The following is a 16,357-nucleotide window of genomic DNA, read 5'->3' as shown; positions in this document are numbered from 1 at the left end:
TATTAGGGGAAAAATGATATGACAAGAGCAAGATGGATCTATGCGGACGTTCTTGGGGCCGCGGCGATGATCGGCGTGGTGCTCATCCACTTAACCGCTTCAGTCATCGACATTAGGAGCGAGGTTGGCGACATTCGCTTCTGGTGGATGGCCCATGTCATAAACGCCGCCTTCCGATGGAGCGTCCCCGTATTCATCATGATCAATGGGATGCTTCTGCTTACTCCGGGTCGAAGTGAATCGGCGTTGACATTCTATTTAAAAGGGTTCAGGAGCATTGCGCCACTTTTCGTCCTATGGAGCATGATTTATTATGTGTGGGATATTCGCAAGGAGCCGGATTCATTCGATTGGGGACGATTTGCCGAAGGGTTCATGAAAGGAACGCTTCATTACCATCTCGGGTACGTTTATATAATTGGTATTCTGTATTTGATTGCGCCCCTTCTTCGGGTGCTGGTGAGACGCGCCTCCTTGAGTGCTGTATTCTGCATCGGGGCGGCGGGGCTGGTCTTCTCCAATTTATTTCCGCTGGCACACTGGAATTGGAATAGCTGGGGCTTCGTCATTGATTTACCTAACTTGCCAGGCTATATCGGGTATTTCCTGATCGGTTACGTATTGTCGACGGCAGCGTTGAATAAGGGAGTCAGCTGGCTTCTATACGGGGCAGGGATCCTATCGTATATAGCGATCGTGGTTGGAACGAATTGGCTATTGACTGCACATCCTTCAGTGAAAATGTACTTTTATGAGGATACTTCAATTCCCGTCCTATTTACCGCTGCGGCGGTCTTCGTTGTTGTGCTTCGCACAACAGCTGCCGATGCGAGAAGCCCGCGGCTTCTATCCGTGTTAGGCTCCTCCGTGTTCCATGTTTATTTGAGCCATGTGTTCATTATGGAGTGGCTTTACGAGCGTCGTCCGTGGGACATTATCCATAGCAGCCCTTTGGAGTATATGCCAATTGTCGTCGTCCTCATCGTGCTTGCGTCTCTCCTTATCGACCGCGTTTGGCGCGGGGGTCTGTTTGCGTTGAAGGCAAGCTTTAAGCTGGCCGTACGGTTTCGCAACGAGTGGGATTCGATTCATCCGCTGAAGGAGATCTACCAATATCGGGAGATGCTCCGAAATATGGTTTTGAAGGATTTACGGACGCGCTACAAGGGCTCGGCGCTCGGGTTTCTGTGGACGTTTATGAACCCGCTTCTTATGCTCGGCATATACACGGCAGTGTTCTCGTTCATCATGAAGGCGGACATTCCGCATTTTCCATTGTTCATCCTTGTGGCGCTGCTGCCCTGGAATTTTTTCTCCCAGTCGATTACTGGCGGTGCCAGAAGCATGATCAATCATGCGGAGTTGATGAAGAAGGTTTATTTCCCGCGAGAGGTTATTCCGCTGTCGGTCATTGGAAGCAATCTGATCAACTACTTGCTTACGTTAGTCATTTTAATTCCGGCGCTCTGGCTTAGCGGGATTCCGCTTACGGTGACCTTGTCGGGTTTCCCGATCGTATTGCTCGCGCAGACGCTGCTTATATTGCCCACCGTGATGCTTGCTGCCCTGGCTACGGTTTATCTTCGGGACCTGGAGCATATCCTGAATGTCCTGATGATGGTTGGCTTCTATTTGACACCGGTATTATTCCCTATATCGCTTATCCCGAGTTCATATAGATGGCTGTTCGAATATAACCCGATGACAACGATTATCGAGGCTTATCGGGAGATCTTTTTGTACGGCCAATGGCCGGACTTTGGCGCTATCCTTCCTATGCTGCTCGTTCTCGTCATCATCAACGCGGCGGCGCTTGCTGTATTTGCGCTATTGCAGAAGCATGTGGTCGAGGAAGTATGAATGGTTTAAAGACAGGAGTGGGCGCATGAATAACGCAATCGAGCTGCATCAGGTGTCTAAAAAATTCAACAAGAAAGGCGGACAGCGAAATACGATTAAGGACCTCATGATGGCACCCACGCCTGCGGAATCGATGGATAAATGGGTGTTGCGTGATATTGAGTTGGAGCTCCCGAAGGGGGCGAGCCTGGCGCTGATCGGCAAGAACGGTTCCGGCAAGAGCACGCTGCTGAAGCTGATCAGCCGGATCTTGCATCCTACCTCCGGTACCGTTAAAGTCGACGGTAAAGTAGCGACGCTGTTGGAACTCGGAGCGGGGTTTCATGCCGACTTTACCGGAAGAGAAAATATATATTTTAACGGTTCCGTTCTTGGGTTTACGCGCAAGGAGATTCAGGAGAAGATGGACAGCATCATCGCGTTCTCCGAGCTTGGAGAAGACATTGACCAGTTGGTGCGGAGCTACTCGACTGGCATGTATATGAGACTGGGTTTCTCCGTAGCCATCCATATGACACCTGACATTTTGCTGATCGACGAGGTGCTGGCGGTCGGCGACCATGAATTTCGGAAGAAATGCATCAACGCCATCCTGCGGTTGAAGAGCGCGGGCACCACGATTCTATTTGTCAGTCATGCGGGAGAACAGACGAAAATCATTTGTGATCAGGCGATCTGGCTTGAGGAAGGCCGTATCAAGCTCAGCGGACCGACACGTGACGTGCTTATGGCCTATGAGCAGAGCGAGGCCGCCCATGATTATCTGGCGGAGTATTACTACCGTATGGGCTGCAGGAGCCAGCAACAGCAGGATTTCGAGCAGGCCTTGAAGTTTTTCGATCAATCGCTCGACAAGGGCTACAATGAGTTTTCTGTTAAAATCCTGCGCTCATCCGTGTATCTGGAATTAGGTATGCAAGAAGAGGCAAGCGAGGATGCCGTTCGGTGTTTGGAGATTGCGCCGCCAGGTACGGATATGGAGAGCGTTGTCCAGCACGTTCACTTCGTCAACAAACGCAAAGTGGAATGGGTACGATCTGCCCGAACCAAGCTCTATAACAACACTACGACGGAGCCTGCTTTTCTGATTATCGGGACGCAAAAAGGAGGTACTACCTCCCTGTACCATGACCTTGTGCAGCACCCTAGCATTCAATCGGCTGCCGTGAAGGAAGTTCATTTCTTCGATGAGCAATATCAACTCGGATTCGACTGGTACAAGAAGAACTTCCCGCCTGATCTGCCTGAAGGCCATATCACAGGGGAGGCGAGTCCCTATTATCTATTCCATCCCCAGACACCCGGCCGGGTGCGCGAGTGGCTCCCTAAGGTTAAGCTGATCGCCGTCCTGCGCAATCCCGTCCATCGAGCCTATTCCCATTATCAAATGATGGTGAGACGAGGCCTGGAGCCGATGTCGTTCCCGGAGGCGCTGCAGGCTGAGCGTTCAAGAGTAGAAGAGGAGTATAGTCGAATGGATAGGGACCCTCGCTTCTTAAGCCAGAATTGTTCGATTTATTCTTATTTGAAGCGGGGGTTATACGCGGAGCAGTTGGAGAGATGGTACCGGTATTTCCCCAAGGACCAGATTCTTGTGATGAGCAGCGAGGCATGGTTCCAGAACCCGGCTGCGAGCTATCGGAACGTGCTGGATTTTCTTGATATGCCGTTGTGGGAACCGGGCGAGTATGTGCTGCTAAATGAAGGCGAATACGACCAGCCTATTCCGCAAGATACGATGGAATGGCTGCGAAATTACTATGCGGAACCGAACCGGCGATTGTTTGAATTGATCGGAGAAACGTACGACTGGGACTGATAAGTGTTCAAGAGGGGAATAAAACAAAGTTTGGGACGAGCGGAGGGCATTATGATAGGCAAGAGGGGGAAACAGTATTGTTTTTCAGAAGCAACAAGCGAAAGAGCAACATTCGTGAGATTATTATACACGCGGGAATGCATAAAACCGGTACGACAAGCATCCAAGAAACCTTATTTGCAAACGCGGAACGTTTAAAAAAACGGGGGTTTCTTTATCCGACATGCTGGCCTTCGAATCATTCCATACCGATTTTCGGCGCTTTTACAAGCAATCAGGCATACTTCGAGAATATTGTCGAGGGACGCAGCAAAAGTGAAATTAGAAAAACAAATAAGCATTTTTTGAAACTATTTGAAAAAGAAGCGGCTGAATCCGAGCAAGGCAAAATCATCATATCCGGCGAAAACATTTCCCTGCTTTCACGTAGCGAGTTAACGAACGTTCGAACGTTTCTGAAAAAAGCGATCGGCTATAAGGCTTCGATAAAGGTGTTGATTTCCGTAAGACATCCGGTGCCTTGGCTGGTGAGCGCTACGCAGCAAAGGCTAAAAGCAGGGCAAAAGCTTCAGCAGATTCTGGATGAAAAGATGAATGCAATCATACAAAATTTGTTCCAAGTGCGTATAGGAAATTTGGTTCAGGTTTTCGGCAGAGACGCTGTAGAGGTGTATCGGTTCGAGGATTCAGTAAAGCATGAATGCGGGCCAGTCGGATACTTTTTGGAGAAATTGGGTTATGAAAAAGAGGAAATAAAAACGTTTAATATGGTGAAGGCCAATGAAAGCATTTCGTTAATCGCGGCGGAATTATTGGCCTTTATTAATGAAAGATGCCCGATTATTCTCAATAATCGACGAAACGAGCAAAGAACCAGAGAAGATATAAATCCGCTTCTGGTCATACGCGGTCCGAAATTCGATATTTCGCATGTCTATAAAAAAGGTTTTTTGGCACTGGCGCAGGAAGACCTAAAATGGCTTAGGGAAAACTTCGGGATAGACTTCTCATACCAATTGCCACCACAGCTCAGTGATCCACAGCTTGATTTCAGCCCGGAAACCGTTGCGGATATTAATCATGCATACGATAACCTATCTGCTCCGCTACAGGAGTTGGTGACAGAGTATTTGCGGGTAAAGATAAAGGATTCAACAAATCTGTTCAATTTCGCTCTATAGATGGTACGCTGAGCCGTTGGGTTTAAGCTTTCTGAGGGGATGGAGGTCTGCGGAGTTAGGGAAGTTTAAGTTTGCCAGGCAGAAGTCTAAGCTGGCGGGGACTATTCGGGGAAGAAAGGGGCTGGTTGTGCCAGCCCCTCTTTCATTTCTTTTTCTCCAACTCCGCCTTTAATCTTGCATTCTCTTCCAACAGCTTTTGAACGTCCGGGACATCCTTGCCGGAAACCCAGCCATACAAATCGTCTCTTGCTGCATACTCCGGCAATTGATCACGAAGTACCATTGTAATGTGCCGTACATCTTCAACATAATAGGTAGGGACTTGTTCCATGACCGATTGCTTAAACTCTTGAAACTTCTGATAGTATTCAATTGCTGCGAAGTCGTATGGCTTTTGTCTTAATGCTTCATCTGTGACAACAAAAGCAAATCTAGGTTTGCCCGCTTCTCCGGCATACTCATATTCCCAATGCGTATAGCTCTTGGATTCATCAGGAAGCGTTAAACCATAGAATCCTCCGAGAATCAGGATATATATATCGGACTCGTCGATCCATCTCTTCCTAATTTTCATTGGACTTTCCTTAAAATATTGCTCGATTCCAGCAGGGATATGACCGGCTTGAAGTACGGCTTCAACAGCGGTATGTCTTTCCTCAATAAGATCGTAGAAAGTAGACGATATGTAAATTTGCAATTTTTTTCTCATAGGCCCACCCAAATTAAAGAATTAGTATAAAAAGAATTTACCACTCTCTCACTTTATTTGTCAAAATTGACTGGAGTTTTCATGCGGCAAGCTTGCACCAGACGGCAAATAGGAGGTTTAGTTCGTGCAAAAGGAATGGAAAAGAAAGGTTTGAGGGCAATTTCATAGCTCGCTTGGATTCTGACGCTGGCTTCCCAGGCTTCTTTGCTGTTCGTGCGGTCTCGAAACGCTTTCTCGTTCTCCCTCTGTCATCTGGCGTATCCAGTGGTGCAAAGCTTGCTCTGTCATAGGCGGCCGGCCTCCTAATCTTTATTTCACTTTATATTGGTCCTGTGCCCGGAAAAAGTTCATTTCTCGATCGCTTACTAATCCTGATTCCTGCTCTGCATTCTCATGTAAGCTTTTCATTAATTCATTTAAAAAGGAGTGAAACTTAATGAAAAATGAAAGTATATTAACCGAGGACTAAACAGGTAATTAACGAGCTTACACTCATTTGATACATACCCACTGTCTCTTGAACGTGGTGAGTGGGGGGATAGGTGATCCGGAAAGTGTTCTGATTCGGGCACTTGAACCTTGTGAAGGAATAGAATGGATGTACAGGCGCCGCGAAAGTGTAAAGAAGGAGCAGGAGCTGACGAACGGACCGGGTAAGTTGACGAAAGTGTGCGATACTCCCAGCGAGGCGGCATATTGCGGCACGAACGGTACAATGAGTCCATATACGGGCATATCGACGGAAATAGCGATGGTGACGACGGCAAGCGCAGCAATTCGTGAGGCGCTCAACTTTTTGATTCAATCGCGTCGTCCCCCTTCTGCTGTTCCAGCAGTTGCTTCAATTGCGAGAGAAATTGCAACAGCAATTCAACCTGATCGTACATGTTCCTGAAGATAAGCTTGACATATTCCGGTAGATCTATTTCGCTTGTTCCCCGCTTTTCAACTGGGCAAGCAAACTGCGTAGGGATTCCTGCTGTTCATTCAGTGCATGATAGATGCCGGAAACACACCTGCCCACAGGTCGGTTTGCGTTTTTTGCAGCGTAAGTTGAATTTCATAACCATACATTATTCCTCGACGGTGATGCCGGCAGCTTTCAAATGCCCGTAGGCAACGATTCTACTAAACTGAGATGAAACTTCATCTGCAGGAAGGGGGTTATCGTTTTTAATCCACCAGAGTACAATCCCCATGAAAGACGATATGAGGTATTCGAGCAGCAATTCCTTGGATATCGCTAAAGGGGAATTTCCCTGAGCAGGATTCCACCCCTCATTTAATTTATCTTTAATGATATTCTCCATTTTCGCTCGAAACTGATAGATTCTATTCTCTTCAATTAACATGGCATAGTAAAAGGTGGTGTTGCGCGAAATATGTTCCAGTACAGTTTGCATGACTGTCTCGAGTATAGAAATACTGAAAGGATTCATGCTGATGGGACAAAGAACGACTGTATCCTTTAATTCGCTCAACAATTCATTCATACATGTATCCAATAAATCAGGTTTATTTTGGTAGTGAAGATAAAAAGTGTTTCGATTGATCATAGCCTGATCGGCAATATCCTGGATCGTTATCGCTTCATATCCTTTTTCCTGAACAAGCTCATAAAACGCCTTTCGAATCGATTGTTTCGTGCGCAGTATTCTAAGGTCCGTTTTCTTGTTCACTGTTTTCTTTCTCTCCTACATGAAATTTTAACCGTTAAGCGACAAAAGTTGTATGAGCTGTCTGTTATCCTTCAAAACGAAAAATATTGAATATTGAGCGTTATATTAACCTCCATTATAATGAGCGATAGATAAATAAACAACGCCATGTTCATTATTTATCTAATGCCCATAAACTTAAAGGAGGATAGTCGAATGACGGTAAACAATGAAAATGAGCTTGTCCGTAAGGCAATCGCCGTGTTGGAAAGTTTAGAGAGCGGCAACCCCGAAGCGATTATGGCTTATGTGAATCCAGATCAATATATTCAGCACAACCAGGCCTTACCCGATGGTCGTGAAGCCATGCTTGGTGCACTTGATCATTTAAAGGAAATGGGTACAAAGGTAAGCATTAAGCGTACTATAGCCGACGGAGATTATGTGGCACTTCATTCCGTATATGATTTTTTTGGCCCCAAAATCGGCATTGATATATTCCGTTTTGAGAATGGGCTGATCGTCGAACATTGGGATAATCTGCAAGAGATGACGGAAAAGACGACAAGCAATCATACGATGATTGACGGACCGGTCACCATTAGGGACATCAACAAGACGGATGCGAACAAAGTATTGGTCAATAGCTATGTTGAGAACATCTTGCTTGGGAAGAACCCGGACCTGCTTGCCTCTTACTTTGATGGCGATCACTACATTCAGCATAGTCCACATATTGCCGACGGTCTTTCCGGTCTTCATGCTGCTTTGCAGGCGCTGAAGGAGAAAAATATTGAATTTCAATATACTCATGTCCATCAGGTAATCGGACAAGGCGATTTTGTGCTTACGGTGAGTGAAGGTTTCTTTGACGGTCAGCCTACCGCTTTCTACGATTTGTTCCGCGTGGAGAATGGAAAGATCGCCGAGCATTGGGACGTCATCGAGGCCGTACTGCCGGCAGAAAAACGAAAGAATTTGAACAGTAGATTTTGAGGTGGGTGCAGCGCAATTGTAGAAAAGACAGGGGAAAGCATATATCATGGTTGTCGCTTTAAACATTCACGTAACCAGAAACAGAAGAAAGAGGTTGAAATTGCACGTAACCCCTAATAAAATCATCTCTTTAGGCACCCTAACGGGTGCCTTTACATATTTCATGTGGAATTTAAAAATGTTGTTGACACGACACTAATTGGTGTCCTATAATCAAAGCGTCACCAAATGGTGTCCAATTACGGGTTTCATCTTATCCTTCCGCTTTCTTATGCTGCATTAAATATCGCCTCGTGGGCGCTTCGTCCGAAGAGCCGCAAACTGTAGAGGGAGGTGATGAAATTATCGGCTATTCCTTCGTACAACCGATAGATACTACTATAAAAATAATAATTGGGAGAGGGTGTTATGGACGAGAACAACCGGTTGCGGGATATATTTGACGCGATTTCAGATCCAACTAGACGCCGACTGATTCGTCTGTTAGCAGAGGCGGACGAGATACCGCTTCATGAATTAACGCCACAGTTTCAAATGGGCCGAACAGCGGTATCCAAGCATTTGACCATCCTTAAAGAGGCCGGATTGGTGCTTGACCGAAAAGTCGGCAGAGAAACGCTATTGAGGCTAAACGCCTCTCCGCTCAGAGAAATTCAAGATTGGGTGGCTTACTACAGCAAGTTCTGGAGTACGAATATGTTGCGCTTGAACCAACTATTGGAGGAGGAAGAAGAATGAGTTTAACATTATCCTTGGATTATCAGTACGCGACATCGATCGAGAAGCTTTGGTCCGCCTTAACCGATTCAAGCAAGCTTGCCAAGTGGGTTGCCAACATTCACACCGGTCAGCCGATGGAGAACGATTTTCAACCTGTCGTCGGATACCGTTTTCAGTTCCGCACCCAGCCAAACGAATATTGGGATGGAATTATTGAAGGCGAAGTGCTGATCGTGGATGCACCCAACCGGGTATCCTATACTTGGGTCAGTGGAGGGGAGAAGCATACGGTCACCTGGACGTTGCAGGACTTAGGGAACGGGAAGGTTAACCTTCATCTCGAACAAACCGGAATCTCGAATGAACCAGCACTGGGTGGGGCGAAGTATGGCTGGGGTAAATGGTGCAGCGAGCTTGAAAAGGTGTTGGAACAATAATCACATTCGATTACCTTCTTGTTGTTAGGAAACAAAGAGATAAGAGGAGAGATGGAAATGTCCTATATCGTTGATTTCAAAAATGTATCTACGGTTGGTTTAGAGTCTTCACCTGTAGCAGAAGCGCTTGCTGGTTTGCGTGCTAATGAAGCCCGTTATTTTATGAATAAATACAAGCATGAATTTATGGTTGTACCCGCTAGCGAAAGTCAGGAGAGCCTTGATTATGTGAACCGAATTTTGAAAGAAGAACGCAATATTGAGTTTGCGGCCAAACCTTTAGAAACGTCGCGTTTTCAAGTGGAAAATATCCAATTTACCTACGTCTTTTATGAGGATGGTCTTGGGCTCAATGTCATGTATACGGTTGATGACCCTAAGAAGCGGGCCGTTGGTTTTAAGCTTTCGGAGGGGATGGAGGTACCAAAGGAGTTAGAAGGGAAGTTTAAGTTTGCTAGGCAGAAGTCTAAACTAGCGGGAACGATTCGGGGCTCGTTTTTTGTAATTAAAGGACAATATTAAAGTAAGACCCGTTACGCTGAACCATACCATAAGTAATGGCGAAATTTTTCGTGGGGGAAGGGCGTAGAGGCGCTTAAAGAAGCTGGAGCGGGTAGGGTGGGAAATGGAAACGTCAAAACTAAACTTACGGAAACACAAAGAAAACAGAGGCGGAGCGTCCCGCCTCTGTTTTCTTACGTATGAATATCTGTGATTTGAAGCGTTACTGACAAAAAAGTACCCCAACATTATAATTGTTTTATATATCCTACAGTGGCACTGACTAGGAGGACGGCATGCAATTTCAACCAATGTATGATAATGGGGAATTATTTCTACCGAAGATCGAATTAAATATGACAACGAACCAATCGATTGGCATTATAACGGACTTGAAGCGAAAGCAGCTTTTAATGAATCAATTAGTGAATCGTTCCCAATATTATTTATTTCGAGCTGGGCAAAGCGAGTATATGCGTTTAACGGTGGAAGAGCTAATCACTTTTCTAATCAAAGTAACGGAGAGGAATGAGCGTGTCGCTTTGTTAATGGATTATTTTGCTTTAAAGGAAGAACGGAAGGTAAGAATTAAGGATCTAAGCTCATCGAAAAGGATGTATGTGACATTGCTGCGTGTCTTTTTTGCGCATCAGCCTACACTTGTACTGGAGGAACCCTATTTTTACTTGGAAGAACAAGATCGTCGTCATTTTAAACGGATTTTAGATGACCTTGCGAAAGAAAAGCAGATTTTAATTTTAACTTCGAATTTAGAGGATGCCCTTATTTCCTGTGATGCCATTTATCGATTGAACGAATCCGGATTTCATCCATTGGATATTCGGGACTCAGAAGAGGATAAGCAGGAAGTGCAGGAACAAGATCGGGCCAATATAACCGTGCAGAAGATTTATACGAAAAGAAATGACAAAGTGATTTTGTTTAATCCGCCTGAAATCGATTTTATTGAAAGTATAGATGGTTCGATCCTTGTTCATGTGGGTGGAGAAAATTATGACTGTGCTTTGACGCTAACCGAGCTCGAGCGGAGATTGTTAAACTTCGGTTTTTTTAGGTGTCATCGATCCTACATCGTTAATCTGCAAAAAGTAAGAGAGATTATTACATGGACGAAGAATAGCTACAGCTTGCGATTACATACAGGTAAAGATGCCGTGGTTCCGTTATCTCGTTCAAAATTGCATGAATTAAAAGCACTTCTTAACATTTAATTTCCGGGGTAATGTCGAACCAATCAAGCATTGGGTGGTACCATTGAGGCGATAATAGCTACATTTCGGCGGGTTTTGATGGCTGGAAGCATGCATTCTTTATATATTTAAGCCATCAACTCTAAGGAAGTGGTGTTAATGGATGTTATCCAAGTAGAACATATTCGAAAGAGATTTGGAAATAAGGATGCGTTATCAGACGTGTCCTTTTCCATTCCGAAAGGAGAAATTTTTGGTTTCCTGGGTCCGAGTGGTTCAGGAAAAACGACATTAATTAAGATTTTAACGGGGCAGTTAAATCCGACAAGCGGACAGGCAAATGTATTTAACCAGCCAGCGGAGATGATGCATCAGTCTACACAGAAGATGCGCTTTGGAATTTTGACGGATAACAGTGGTCTATATGAGAGATTAACTATTGAGGAAAATCTAGAGTTGTATCGCCAATTATATGATCTTCCTAAATCTTCGATCGATAAGGTACTGCAGTTTGTTAACTTAAACGGAGAGCGCAAAAAGAAAGTCAATCGCTTATCGAAAGGGATGCGTCAGCGAGTTATGTTGGCATGCGCGATTATCCATGAGCCGGAATTATTATTTTTAGATGAACCTACTTCGGCTTTAGATCCTGTAAACTCAGCACATATTTATAAAGGCTTACGCTACTTAAATGAGAAAGGGACAACGATTTTTTTAACTACGCATGATATGGCTGAGGCGGAATTGATGTGTAACCGTGTAGCGATTTTGTACCAAGGACAAATCCAAACCATCGGCTCACCCAAGGAACTTAAAAGACAGCATCGAGAAAACGTGGTTTGTGTTGACTTAATCAATGGGGAAACCTACGAGCTCCCGATTGATGAGAGGACAGCCGATCAAATAGCTGATTGGATGAAACGAGGGTTCATTGATCGATTAGAAACGAAAGAGCCAAGTCTAGGTGATATCTTTATTAAAATGACAGGAAGTGAGTTACTATGAGTATCTCATTAAAACGTGCTCGAGCGATATTTGTGAAGGATTACAAAGAGTTTTCACGCAATTATGCGCTCTCTATTATGTTGATTTTCCCAATTATCCTTGCACTTCTTCTTCGAGCTGCCGGCTCCGGCTCGTCTTTGCCTGGATCTTTCGCTACAGTTCTTAATCTTTCGTTTGTGTTCCTAACATGTTTCGCACAAGCATGCTTGATTGCGGAAGAAAAGGAGCGTAACACTTTACGATCATTAATGATGACTCCGGCCACGACCATGGATGTTTTAATCGGTAAAAGCACTTTAGTCTTTGTAATGTCTGCTGTTGTTCTGGCTATTGCTACGTATCTATTTGGCTATGAGCCAGCTAGTATATGGGCGTTTGTGGCAGCAATCATTCTTTCGATTATTCTATACATAGCAGTCGGCACGATATGCGGTTTATTCTCCAAGACGTTGCTTGATGCGTCATTATCTATAATTCCTGTGTCGATCGTATTCTCTGGGGCACCATGGGGAGCGTTTCTTGTGGATGATTATCCAATCTTCAAAGTGCTGGATTACGTACCAAGCAGTCAGCTTGTGCATTTGCTAGCTCCACGTAATATAGGCTTTACGTTGGGAGACTTATTAAAACCCCTCCTCATTACTTTGGCATGGACGGTTGTATTAACGATTGTGTCTGTTGTTTTATATCAACGACGGTTAAAGGATGAGTAGGAAAAAAATCAGCCGCTATGGAATCGCGTATTTCTACCGAGGAGGGTTCAAATGCCGATGAATTTAGCCGTTAAGTTGATGCAAAAATTCAAAGACCGCGATACCCGGAATAAGCTGAAAGTCTATCAAGACAAAGCGGATCTCATCAGGAAACGGAATTTGGAAGTATGGGAGGATGGGCAGCTTCAAGCGGAATCCCTCCGGCTGCAAAAAGAAGCAAAATCGGGTACGCCTTTGGATGAGCTGCTTGTCGATGCTTATGCGTTAGTCTGCGAGGCAGCGAAGAGAAAGCTTGGATTACAGCCTTACGATGTCCAGATCATGGCTGCCGTCGCTCTGCACGAGAGATTTGTGATCGAGCAGCATACCGGTGAAGGAAAAACGCTCTCTGCTGTTATGCCTGCTTATCTAAATGCGCTTACCGGCAAAGGCGTTCATGTGCTGACTTTTAACGATTATTTGGCAAATCGAGATGCGGAGTGGATGGGCCCGATCTATCGTTTCCTAGGGTTAACGGTAGACTCGGTTCAAGCGGGTATGAGCCTGTTTGAGAAACAGGAAGCTTACGCCAAGGATATAACCTATGTTACGGCTAAAGAGGCGGGATTCGATTATTTGCGCGACACGATCGCACTAAACGAAGCCGATACCGTGCATCGTCCCCTCGCAAGCAGAAGTTGTTGCCATGCTGGGAGGATTGTACGTGATTGGTACGCATGTGAATGAAAGCGTGCGGATCGACGACCAACTGCGCGGGCGTTCTGGCCGCCAAGGAGACCCTGGAGCTTCCGTATTTTTCATAAGCTTGGAGGACGAGTTGTTGCTTCGGTTCGGCATCAATAAAGCGATTCGCGCTCCCAGGCAGGATGAGGCTCTCGAAGAGCCGATGCTTCGCAGCAAAATCGCGCATATTCAGCGTGTTATTATGGGCCAAAACTTCCACATATGCCAAGAATTGAACTGTTATTCGGATATGGTGGAGGATCAGAGGCGAATTCTATACGAGGAACGGCTCGGAATTTTGAAAGGCGAGAAGCCGATGAGCCCTTCGGAGCAGCGGGTGCGGCTTTATTATATCGACGAGTTCTGGGCTGACCATCTTGCATACGTTTCTTACATTCGCGAAGGCATCCACTTGGAGAGCCTTGCCAGCGGCAATCCGATCGACGAATTTCATGCGCAAATCACCCAAGCCTACGAGCAAATTCCGGCTAAAATAAATAGCGAGTCGGCGAATATGCTTGTAAGGCTCGGAGGTTCGAATGATCCGTCGAAGTGGGAAGAGTTCGGTCTGAAGAGCCCTACCTCCACTCGGACTTATATAATAAACGATCAATACATCCAGAATAAGCGCAGCTCATGGACCGCAATGACTGTATTTGCTTTTTGGATTCGCAATATTTTGAGGCCGATATTCGGGTGGCAAAAATTTTGATTGGGACGAATTGCAGAACTTGTGGACTGGAAAACACAAGTTGCTTTTGAGGCCAGCAATGCCGCCGCGCTTCACACCTAGGCGGATTTTTCGCCGATAGACCCGTTGAGCTGAACCGTACCACAAATGACGGCGAAAAAACTGGGATGTAGGAAGATGGCCGACAATAATGTCATTTGTCCCTATAAAACCGATAGCTGATAAAAGTAAGAATCGATGCAGCTAATGCCAGCACGCCCCCCATCCACCCGGTATGGAGCAGCCCGATATTGGTGGCAACCAGTCCTCCAATTGCAGATCCTGCAGCAATGCCTAAATTAACAGATACAGGAAACAAAGAAGCGGCGAACACCTTGGCTGAAGGAGAGTATTCCCCGGCCAAATCTATCAAGTACAGTTGAAATGTTACGTTAAATAAGTAAACGACAAGACCAATAATTAAGATATTTATCAATCCGAGAACGGCAAAATGTAATGTGAAATAAAGAGAGGCAAGAATAATGGCTTGAATGATAAAAACAAATCTTAATTTACTCAATCCGTTGCGAATAGCAATTTTGCCAGCTAGCAATGTGCTGATTATAGAAGCGACCCCGTATATCAGCAAAATAAGGCTTGTATATCTGGCGGGGATAAGCAACACATTTTCCAATATAGGCGTGATATAAGTATACACGACATAAGTGGCGGCAATGGTTAGTGTTGGGACGAGAAAAGCCAATACTATTCGGGGATGTGTCAATAAATCGAATTGGCTTTTTAATGAGTTTTGGGCACCCTTCAGGTTTCTCGGAAGTGTAATCGAGAGCATCGCCAAGGCAACCACACCTAAAAAAGCTGTGAACCAGAAAGCCATGTTCCAGCCGCCTGCTTGCCCGATCCAGGTACCCAGCGGAACACCCAGCACACTTGCAATAGTAAATCCGGCAAATATGAGCGAAACGACCGTGCTTCTTTTCTCGGCAGGCAATGTCTCGCTGGCAACCGTCGTAGCTATCGTCTGCATCAGTCCGCATACAACGGCGGTAACCACCCTTGCCCCCATAAGCAAAGGATAAACCGAGGAAAGCGCACTGGTTACATTGCCCGCAATAAAAATTAACATGCATGTCAGCATTAGCGAATAAGCAGGATATCGGCTGACAAGAACAGTTACGATAGGCGTGCCGACGGCAACCGCAAAGGCAAACCCGGATACAAGCGCCCCAGCTGCAGAGATTGTTATTTCCAAATCGGATGCAACGTTGGACAGCAATCCGACAATAACAAATTCGCTTGTACCCGTGACGAATGTCAGTAAAACTAAAGAAAAAACCAGAAACTTCTGCTGTATGCTCAAAGGTACCCCGGTTGATTTTGCCATCTCCATAACTTACTCCCCCTGATTGAGATTCATGTCCTAACTTTGCCGCTTTCATTGGCTTGTGGTTGCTATTATGAATTAAAAATGTCAATAATAGAAGTACAGACTTTTTAGTGATATAGTTACCAAAAAGAAATAATTGTGCAAACAAAGGGGGGTGAGGAATGAGAACGTACTACTGTACTCTTGAAGTCGCGATGAGTATCATTGGCGGGAAATGGAAACCACTCATTGTTTATCATTTAACAAAGGAATCCAGAAGAACAAGCGAGCTAAAGCGGATGATTCAGGGGATAACACAGAAAATGCTGATCCAGCAATTAAGAGAACTTGAAGAAGACGGAATCATTATCCGAAAAATATACAATCAAGTCCCGCCAAAAGTGGAGTATTCGGTTACAGAATTTGGAATGTCAATGGCACCGATCTTGCTTGCACTGTGCGAATGGGGAGAAAATTATTTAGAGGAAACCTTCGACAAAGGCGAATACCAAATTTTGAATAAATATTAATTGAACCAGTAAGATGGACATAGCTCCGCATGTACGAACGGGCTGTTCGAGCTGATGGGGACCGATGTGGCGTTTGAATTCGGCTTGGAAGCTGATTCTGCTGGGGATTGAACAGGTGATAAAGGAGCAGATCGGGCATTGAAAGGTTGGCAATTATGCGCCGCGGCAGCTCCTTTTGCATTTTTAGCCGATAGACTCGTTAAGCTGAACCATACCATAAGCTGTTTGACGGGGGCC

14 protein-coding genes and 4 pseudogenes are annotated in these 16,357 nt (G+C 45.3%); 15 read left to right on the top strand and 3 right to left on the bottom strand.

Annotated features, from left to right (window positions below; all coding sequences use genetic code 11):
• The first annotated feature begins 18 nt into the window (after positions 1-18).
• The 4 genes and pseudogenes from AC3G2T_RS08150 to AC3G2T_RS08135 form a co-directional block, all read left to right on the top strand.
• Positions 19-1,860 carry an acyltransferase family protein gene (locus tag AC3G2T_RS08150; RefSeq protein ID WP_488435127.1) on the top strand — a complete coding sequence of 614 codons (1,842 nt, stop codon included), beginning with the start codon at positions 19-21 and terminating at the stop codon, positions 1,858-1,860.
• 25 nt (positions 1,861-1,885) lie between these two features.
• On the top strand, positions 1,886-3,679 hold the full coding sequence (locus AC3G2T_RS08145; protein WP_488435126.1) for an ATP-binding cassette domain-containing protein: 1,794 nt from the start codon (positions 1,886-1,888) through the stop codon (positions 3,677-3,679).
• 77 nt (positions 3,680-3,756) lie between these two features.
• On the top strand, positions 3,757-4,860 hold the full coding sequence (locus tag AC3G2T_RS08140; RefSeq protein ID WP_488435125.1) for a hypothetical protein: 1,104 nt from the start codon (positions 3,757-3,759) through the stop codon (positions 4,858-4,860).
• A 12-nt stretch (positions 4,861-4,872) separates the two neighbouring features.
• Positions 4,873-5,032 (top strand): annotated as a pseudogene (locus AC3G2T_RS08135) (hypothetical protein); the annotation flags it as partial.
• Here the strand turns inward: AC3G2T_RS08135 and AC3G2T_RS08130 are convergent.
• Positions 5,003-5,569, bottom strand: coding sequence for a DUF4062 domain-containing protein (locus AC3G2T_RS08130; RefSeq protein WP_488435124.1), 567 nt, complete (start codon positions 5,567-5,569; stop codon positions 5,003-5,005). The pseudogene AC3G2T_RS08135 and the gene AC3G2T_RS08130 overlap by 30 nt on opposite strands.
• 487 nt (positions 5,570-6,056) lie before the next feature.
• Here AC3G2T_RS08130 and AC3G2T_RS08125 point away from each other — a divergent pair.
• A pseudogene (locus AC3G2T_RS08125) lies at positions 6,057-6,236 on the top strand (DNA-3-methyladenine glycosylase); the annotation flags it as partial.
• Positions 6,237-6,642: 406 nt separating this feature from the next.
• Here the strand turns inward: AC3G2T_RS08125 and AC3G2T_RS08120 are convergent.
• Complete coding sequence (locus tag AC3G2T_RS08120; RefSeq protein WP_488435123.1) at positions 6,643-7,248, bottom strand: TetR/AcrR family transcriptional regulator; 606 nt, start codon at positions 7,246-7,248, stop codon at positions 6,643-6,645.
• Positions 7,249-7,443: 195 nt separating this feature from the next.
• Between AC3G2T_RS08120 and AC3G2T_RS08115 the strand changes: the two genes are divergently transcribed.
• From AC3G2T_RS08115 to AC3G2T_RS08080, 8 genes and pseudogenes are all read left to right on the top strand, one after another.
• Complete coding sequence (locus AC3G2T_RS08115; RefSeq protein WP_488435122.1) at positions 7,444-8,223, top strand: nuclear transport factor 2 family protein; 780 nt, start codon at positions 7,444-7,446, stop codon at positions 8,221-8,223.
• Between the two features lie 408 nt (positions 8,224-8,631).
• Positions 8,632-8,961 carry an ArsR/SmtB family transcription factor gene (locus tag AC3G2T_RS08110; protein ID WP_488435121.1) on the top strand — a complete coding sequence of 110 codons (330 nt, stop codon included), beginning with the start codon at positions 8,632-8,634 and terminating at the stop codon, positions 8,959-8,961.
• The gene (locus AC3G2T_RS08105; protein WP_474682366.1) at positions 8,958-9,380 is read left to right on the top strand and encodes an SRPBCC family protein; all 423 of its coding nucleotides are present in this window, start codon (positions 8,958-8,960) and stop codon (positions 9,378-9,380) included. The genes AC3G2T_RS08110 and AC3G2T_RS08105 overlap by 4 nt, the downstream gene beginning before the upstream one ends.
• 57 nt (positions 9,381-9,437) lie before the next feature.
• Positions 9,438-9,902, top strand: coding sequence for a phage tail protein (locus AC3G2T_RS08100; RefSeq protein ID WP_474682367.1), 465 nt, complete (start codon positions 9,438-9,440; stop codon positions 9,900-9,902).
• Between the two features lie 275 nt (positions 9,903-10,177).
• Complete coding sequence (locus AC3G2T_RS08095; RefSeq protein ID WP_488435120.1) at positions 10,178-11,113, top strand: LytTR family transcriptional regulator DNA-binding domain-containing protein; 936 nt, start codon at positions 10,178-10,180, stop codon at positions 11,111-11,113.
• Between the two features lie 138 nt (positions 11,114-11,251).
• On the top strand, positions 11,252-12,097 hold the full coding sequence (locus AC3G2T_RS08090; RefSeq protein ID WP_488435119.1) for an ABC transporter ATP-binding protein: 846 nt from the start codon (positions 11,252-11,254) through the stop codon (positions 12,095-12,097).
• Entirely contained in the window at positions 12,094-12,810 is a 717-nt protein-coding gene (locus AC3G2T_RS08085) for an ABC transporter permease (RefSeq protein ID WP_488435118.1), read from the top strand. The genes AC3G2T_RS08090 and AC3G2T_RS08085 overlap by 4 nt, the downstream gene beginning before the upstream one ends.
• A 78-nt stretch (positions 12,811-12,888) precedes the next feature.
• Positions 12,889-14,245 (top strand): annotated as a pseudogene (locus AC3G2T_RS08080) (preprotein translocase subunit SecA).
• Positions 14,246-14,417: 172 nt separating this feature from the next.
• On the opposite strand, the gene AC3G2T_RS08075 reads toward AC3G2T_RS08080, so the two are convergent.
• Positions 14,418-15,614, bottom strand: a complete 1,197-nt coding sequence (locus tag AC3G2T_RS08075; protein ID WP_488435117.1) for an MFS transporter — start codon at positions 15,612-15,614, stop codon at positions 14,418-14,420.
• Between the two features lie 158 nt (positions 15,615-15,772).
• Here AC3G2T_RS08075 and AC3G2T_RS08070 point away from each other — a divergent pair, with 158 nt between their 5' ends.
• Together AC3G2T_RS08070 and AC3G2T_RS08065 are read left to right on the top strand one after the other, a co-directional pair.
• Positions 15,773-16,120, top strand: coding sequence for a winged helix-turn-helix transcriptional regulator (locus AC3G2T_RS08070; protein ID WP_474682372.1), 348 nt, complete (start codon positions 15,773-15,775; stop codon positions 16,118-16,120).
• 33 nt (positions 16,121-16,153) lie between these two features.
• Positions 16,154-16,262, top strand: a pseudogene (locus AC3G2T_RS08065) (TetR/AcrR family transcriptional regulator); the annotation flags it as partial.
• Positions 16,263-16,357 lie beyond the last annotated feature (95 nt).

This window comes from Paenibacillus sp. sgz302191, assembly GCF_057749925.1.
The sequence above is the reverse complement of the archived record's forward strand: the minus strand, read 5'-3'. Positions and strand labels throughout refer to the sequence as shown.

What these genes read in the sequence shown, in the direction of transcription:
- AC3G2T_RS08150 (WP_488435127.1), top strand. Translation starts at nt 19, where the DNA reads ATGACAAGAGCAAGATGGATCTATGCGGACGTTCTTGGGGCCGCGGCG.
- AC3G2T_RS08145 (WP_488435126.1), top strand. Translation starts at nt 1,886, where the DNA reads ATGAATAACGCAATCGAGCTGCATCAGGTGTCTAAAAAATTCAACAAG.
- AC3G2T_RS08130 (WP_488435124.1), bottom strand. Translation starts at nt 5,569, where the DNA reads ATGAGAAAAAAATTGCAAATTTACATATCGTCTACTTTCTACGATCTT.
- AC3G2T_RS08115 (WP_488435122.1), top strand. Translation starts at nt 7,444, where the DNA reads ATGACGGTAAACAATGAAAATGAGCTTGTCCGTAAGGCAATCGCCGTG.
- AC3G2T_RS08110 (WP_488435121.1), top strand. Translation starts at nt 8,632, where the DNA reads ATGGACGAGAACAACCGGTTGCGGGATATATTTGACGCGATTTCAGAT.
- AC3G2T_RS08105 (WP_474682366.1), top strand. Translation starts at nt 8,958, where the DNA reads ATGAGTTTAACATTATCCTTGGATTATCAGTACGCGACATCGATCGAG.
- AC3G2T_RS08100 (WP_474682367.1), top strand. Translation starts at nt 9,438, where the DNA reads ATGTCCTATATCGTTGATTTCAAAAATGTATCTACGGTTGGTTTAGAG.
- AC3G2T_RS08095 (WP_488435120.1), top strand. Translation starts at nt 10,178, where the DNA reads ATGCAATTTCAACCAATGTATGATAATGGGGAATTATTTCTACCGAAG.
- AC3G2T_RS08090 (WP_488435119.1), top strand. Translation starts at nt 11,252, where the DNA reads ATGGATGTTATCCAAGTAGAACATATTCGAAAGAGATTTGGAAATAAG.
- AC3G2T_RS08085 (WP_488435118.1), top strand. Translation starts at nt 12,094, where the DNA reads ATGAGTATCTCATTAAAACGTGCTCGAGCGATATTTGTGAAGGATTAC.
- AC3G2T_RS08075 (WP_488435117.1), bottom strand. Translation starts at nt 15,614, where the DNA reads ATGGAGATGGCAAAATCAACCGGGGTACCTTTGAGCATACAGCAGAAG.
- AC3G2T_RS08070 (WP_474682372.1), top strand. Translation starts at nt 15,773, where the DNA reads ATGAGAACGTACTACTGTACTCTTGAAGTCGCGATGAGTATCATTGGC.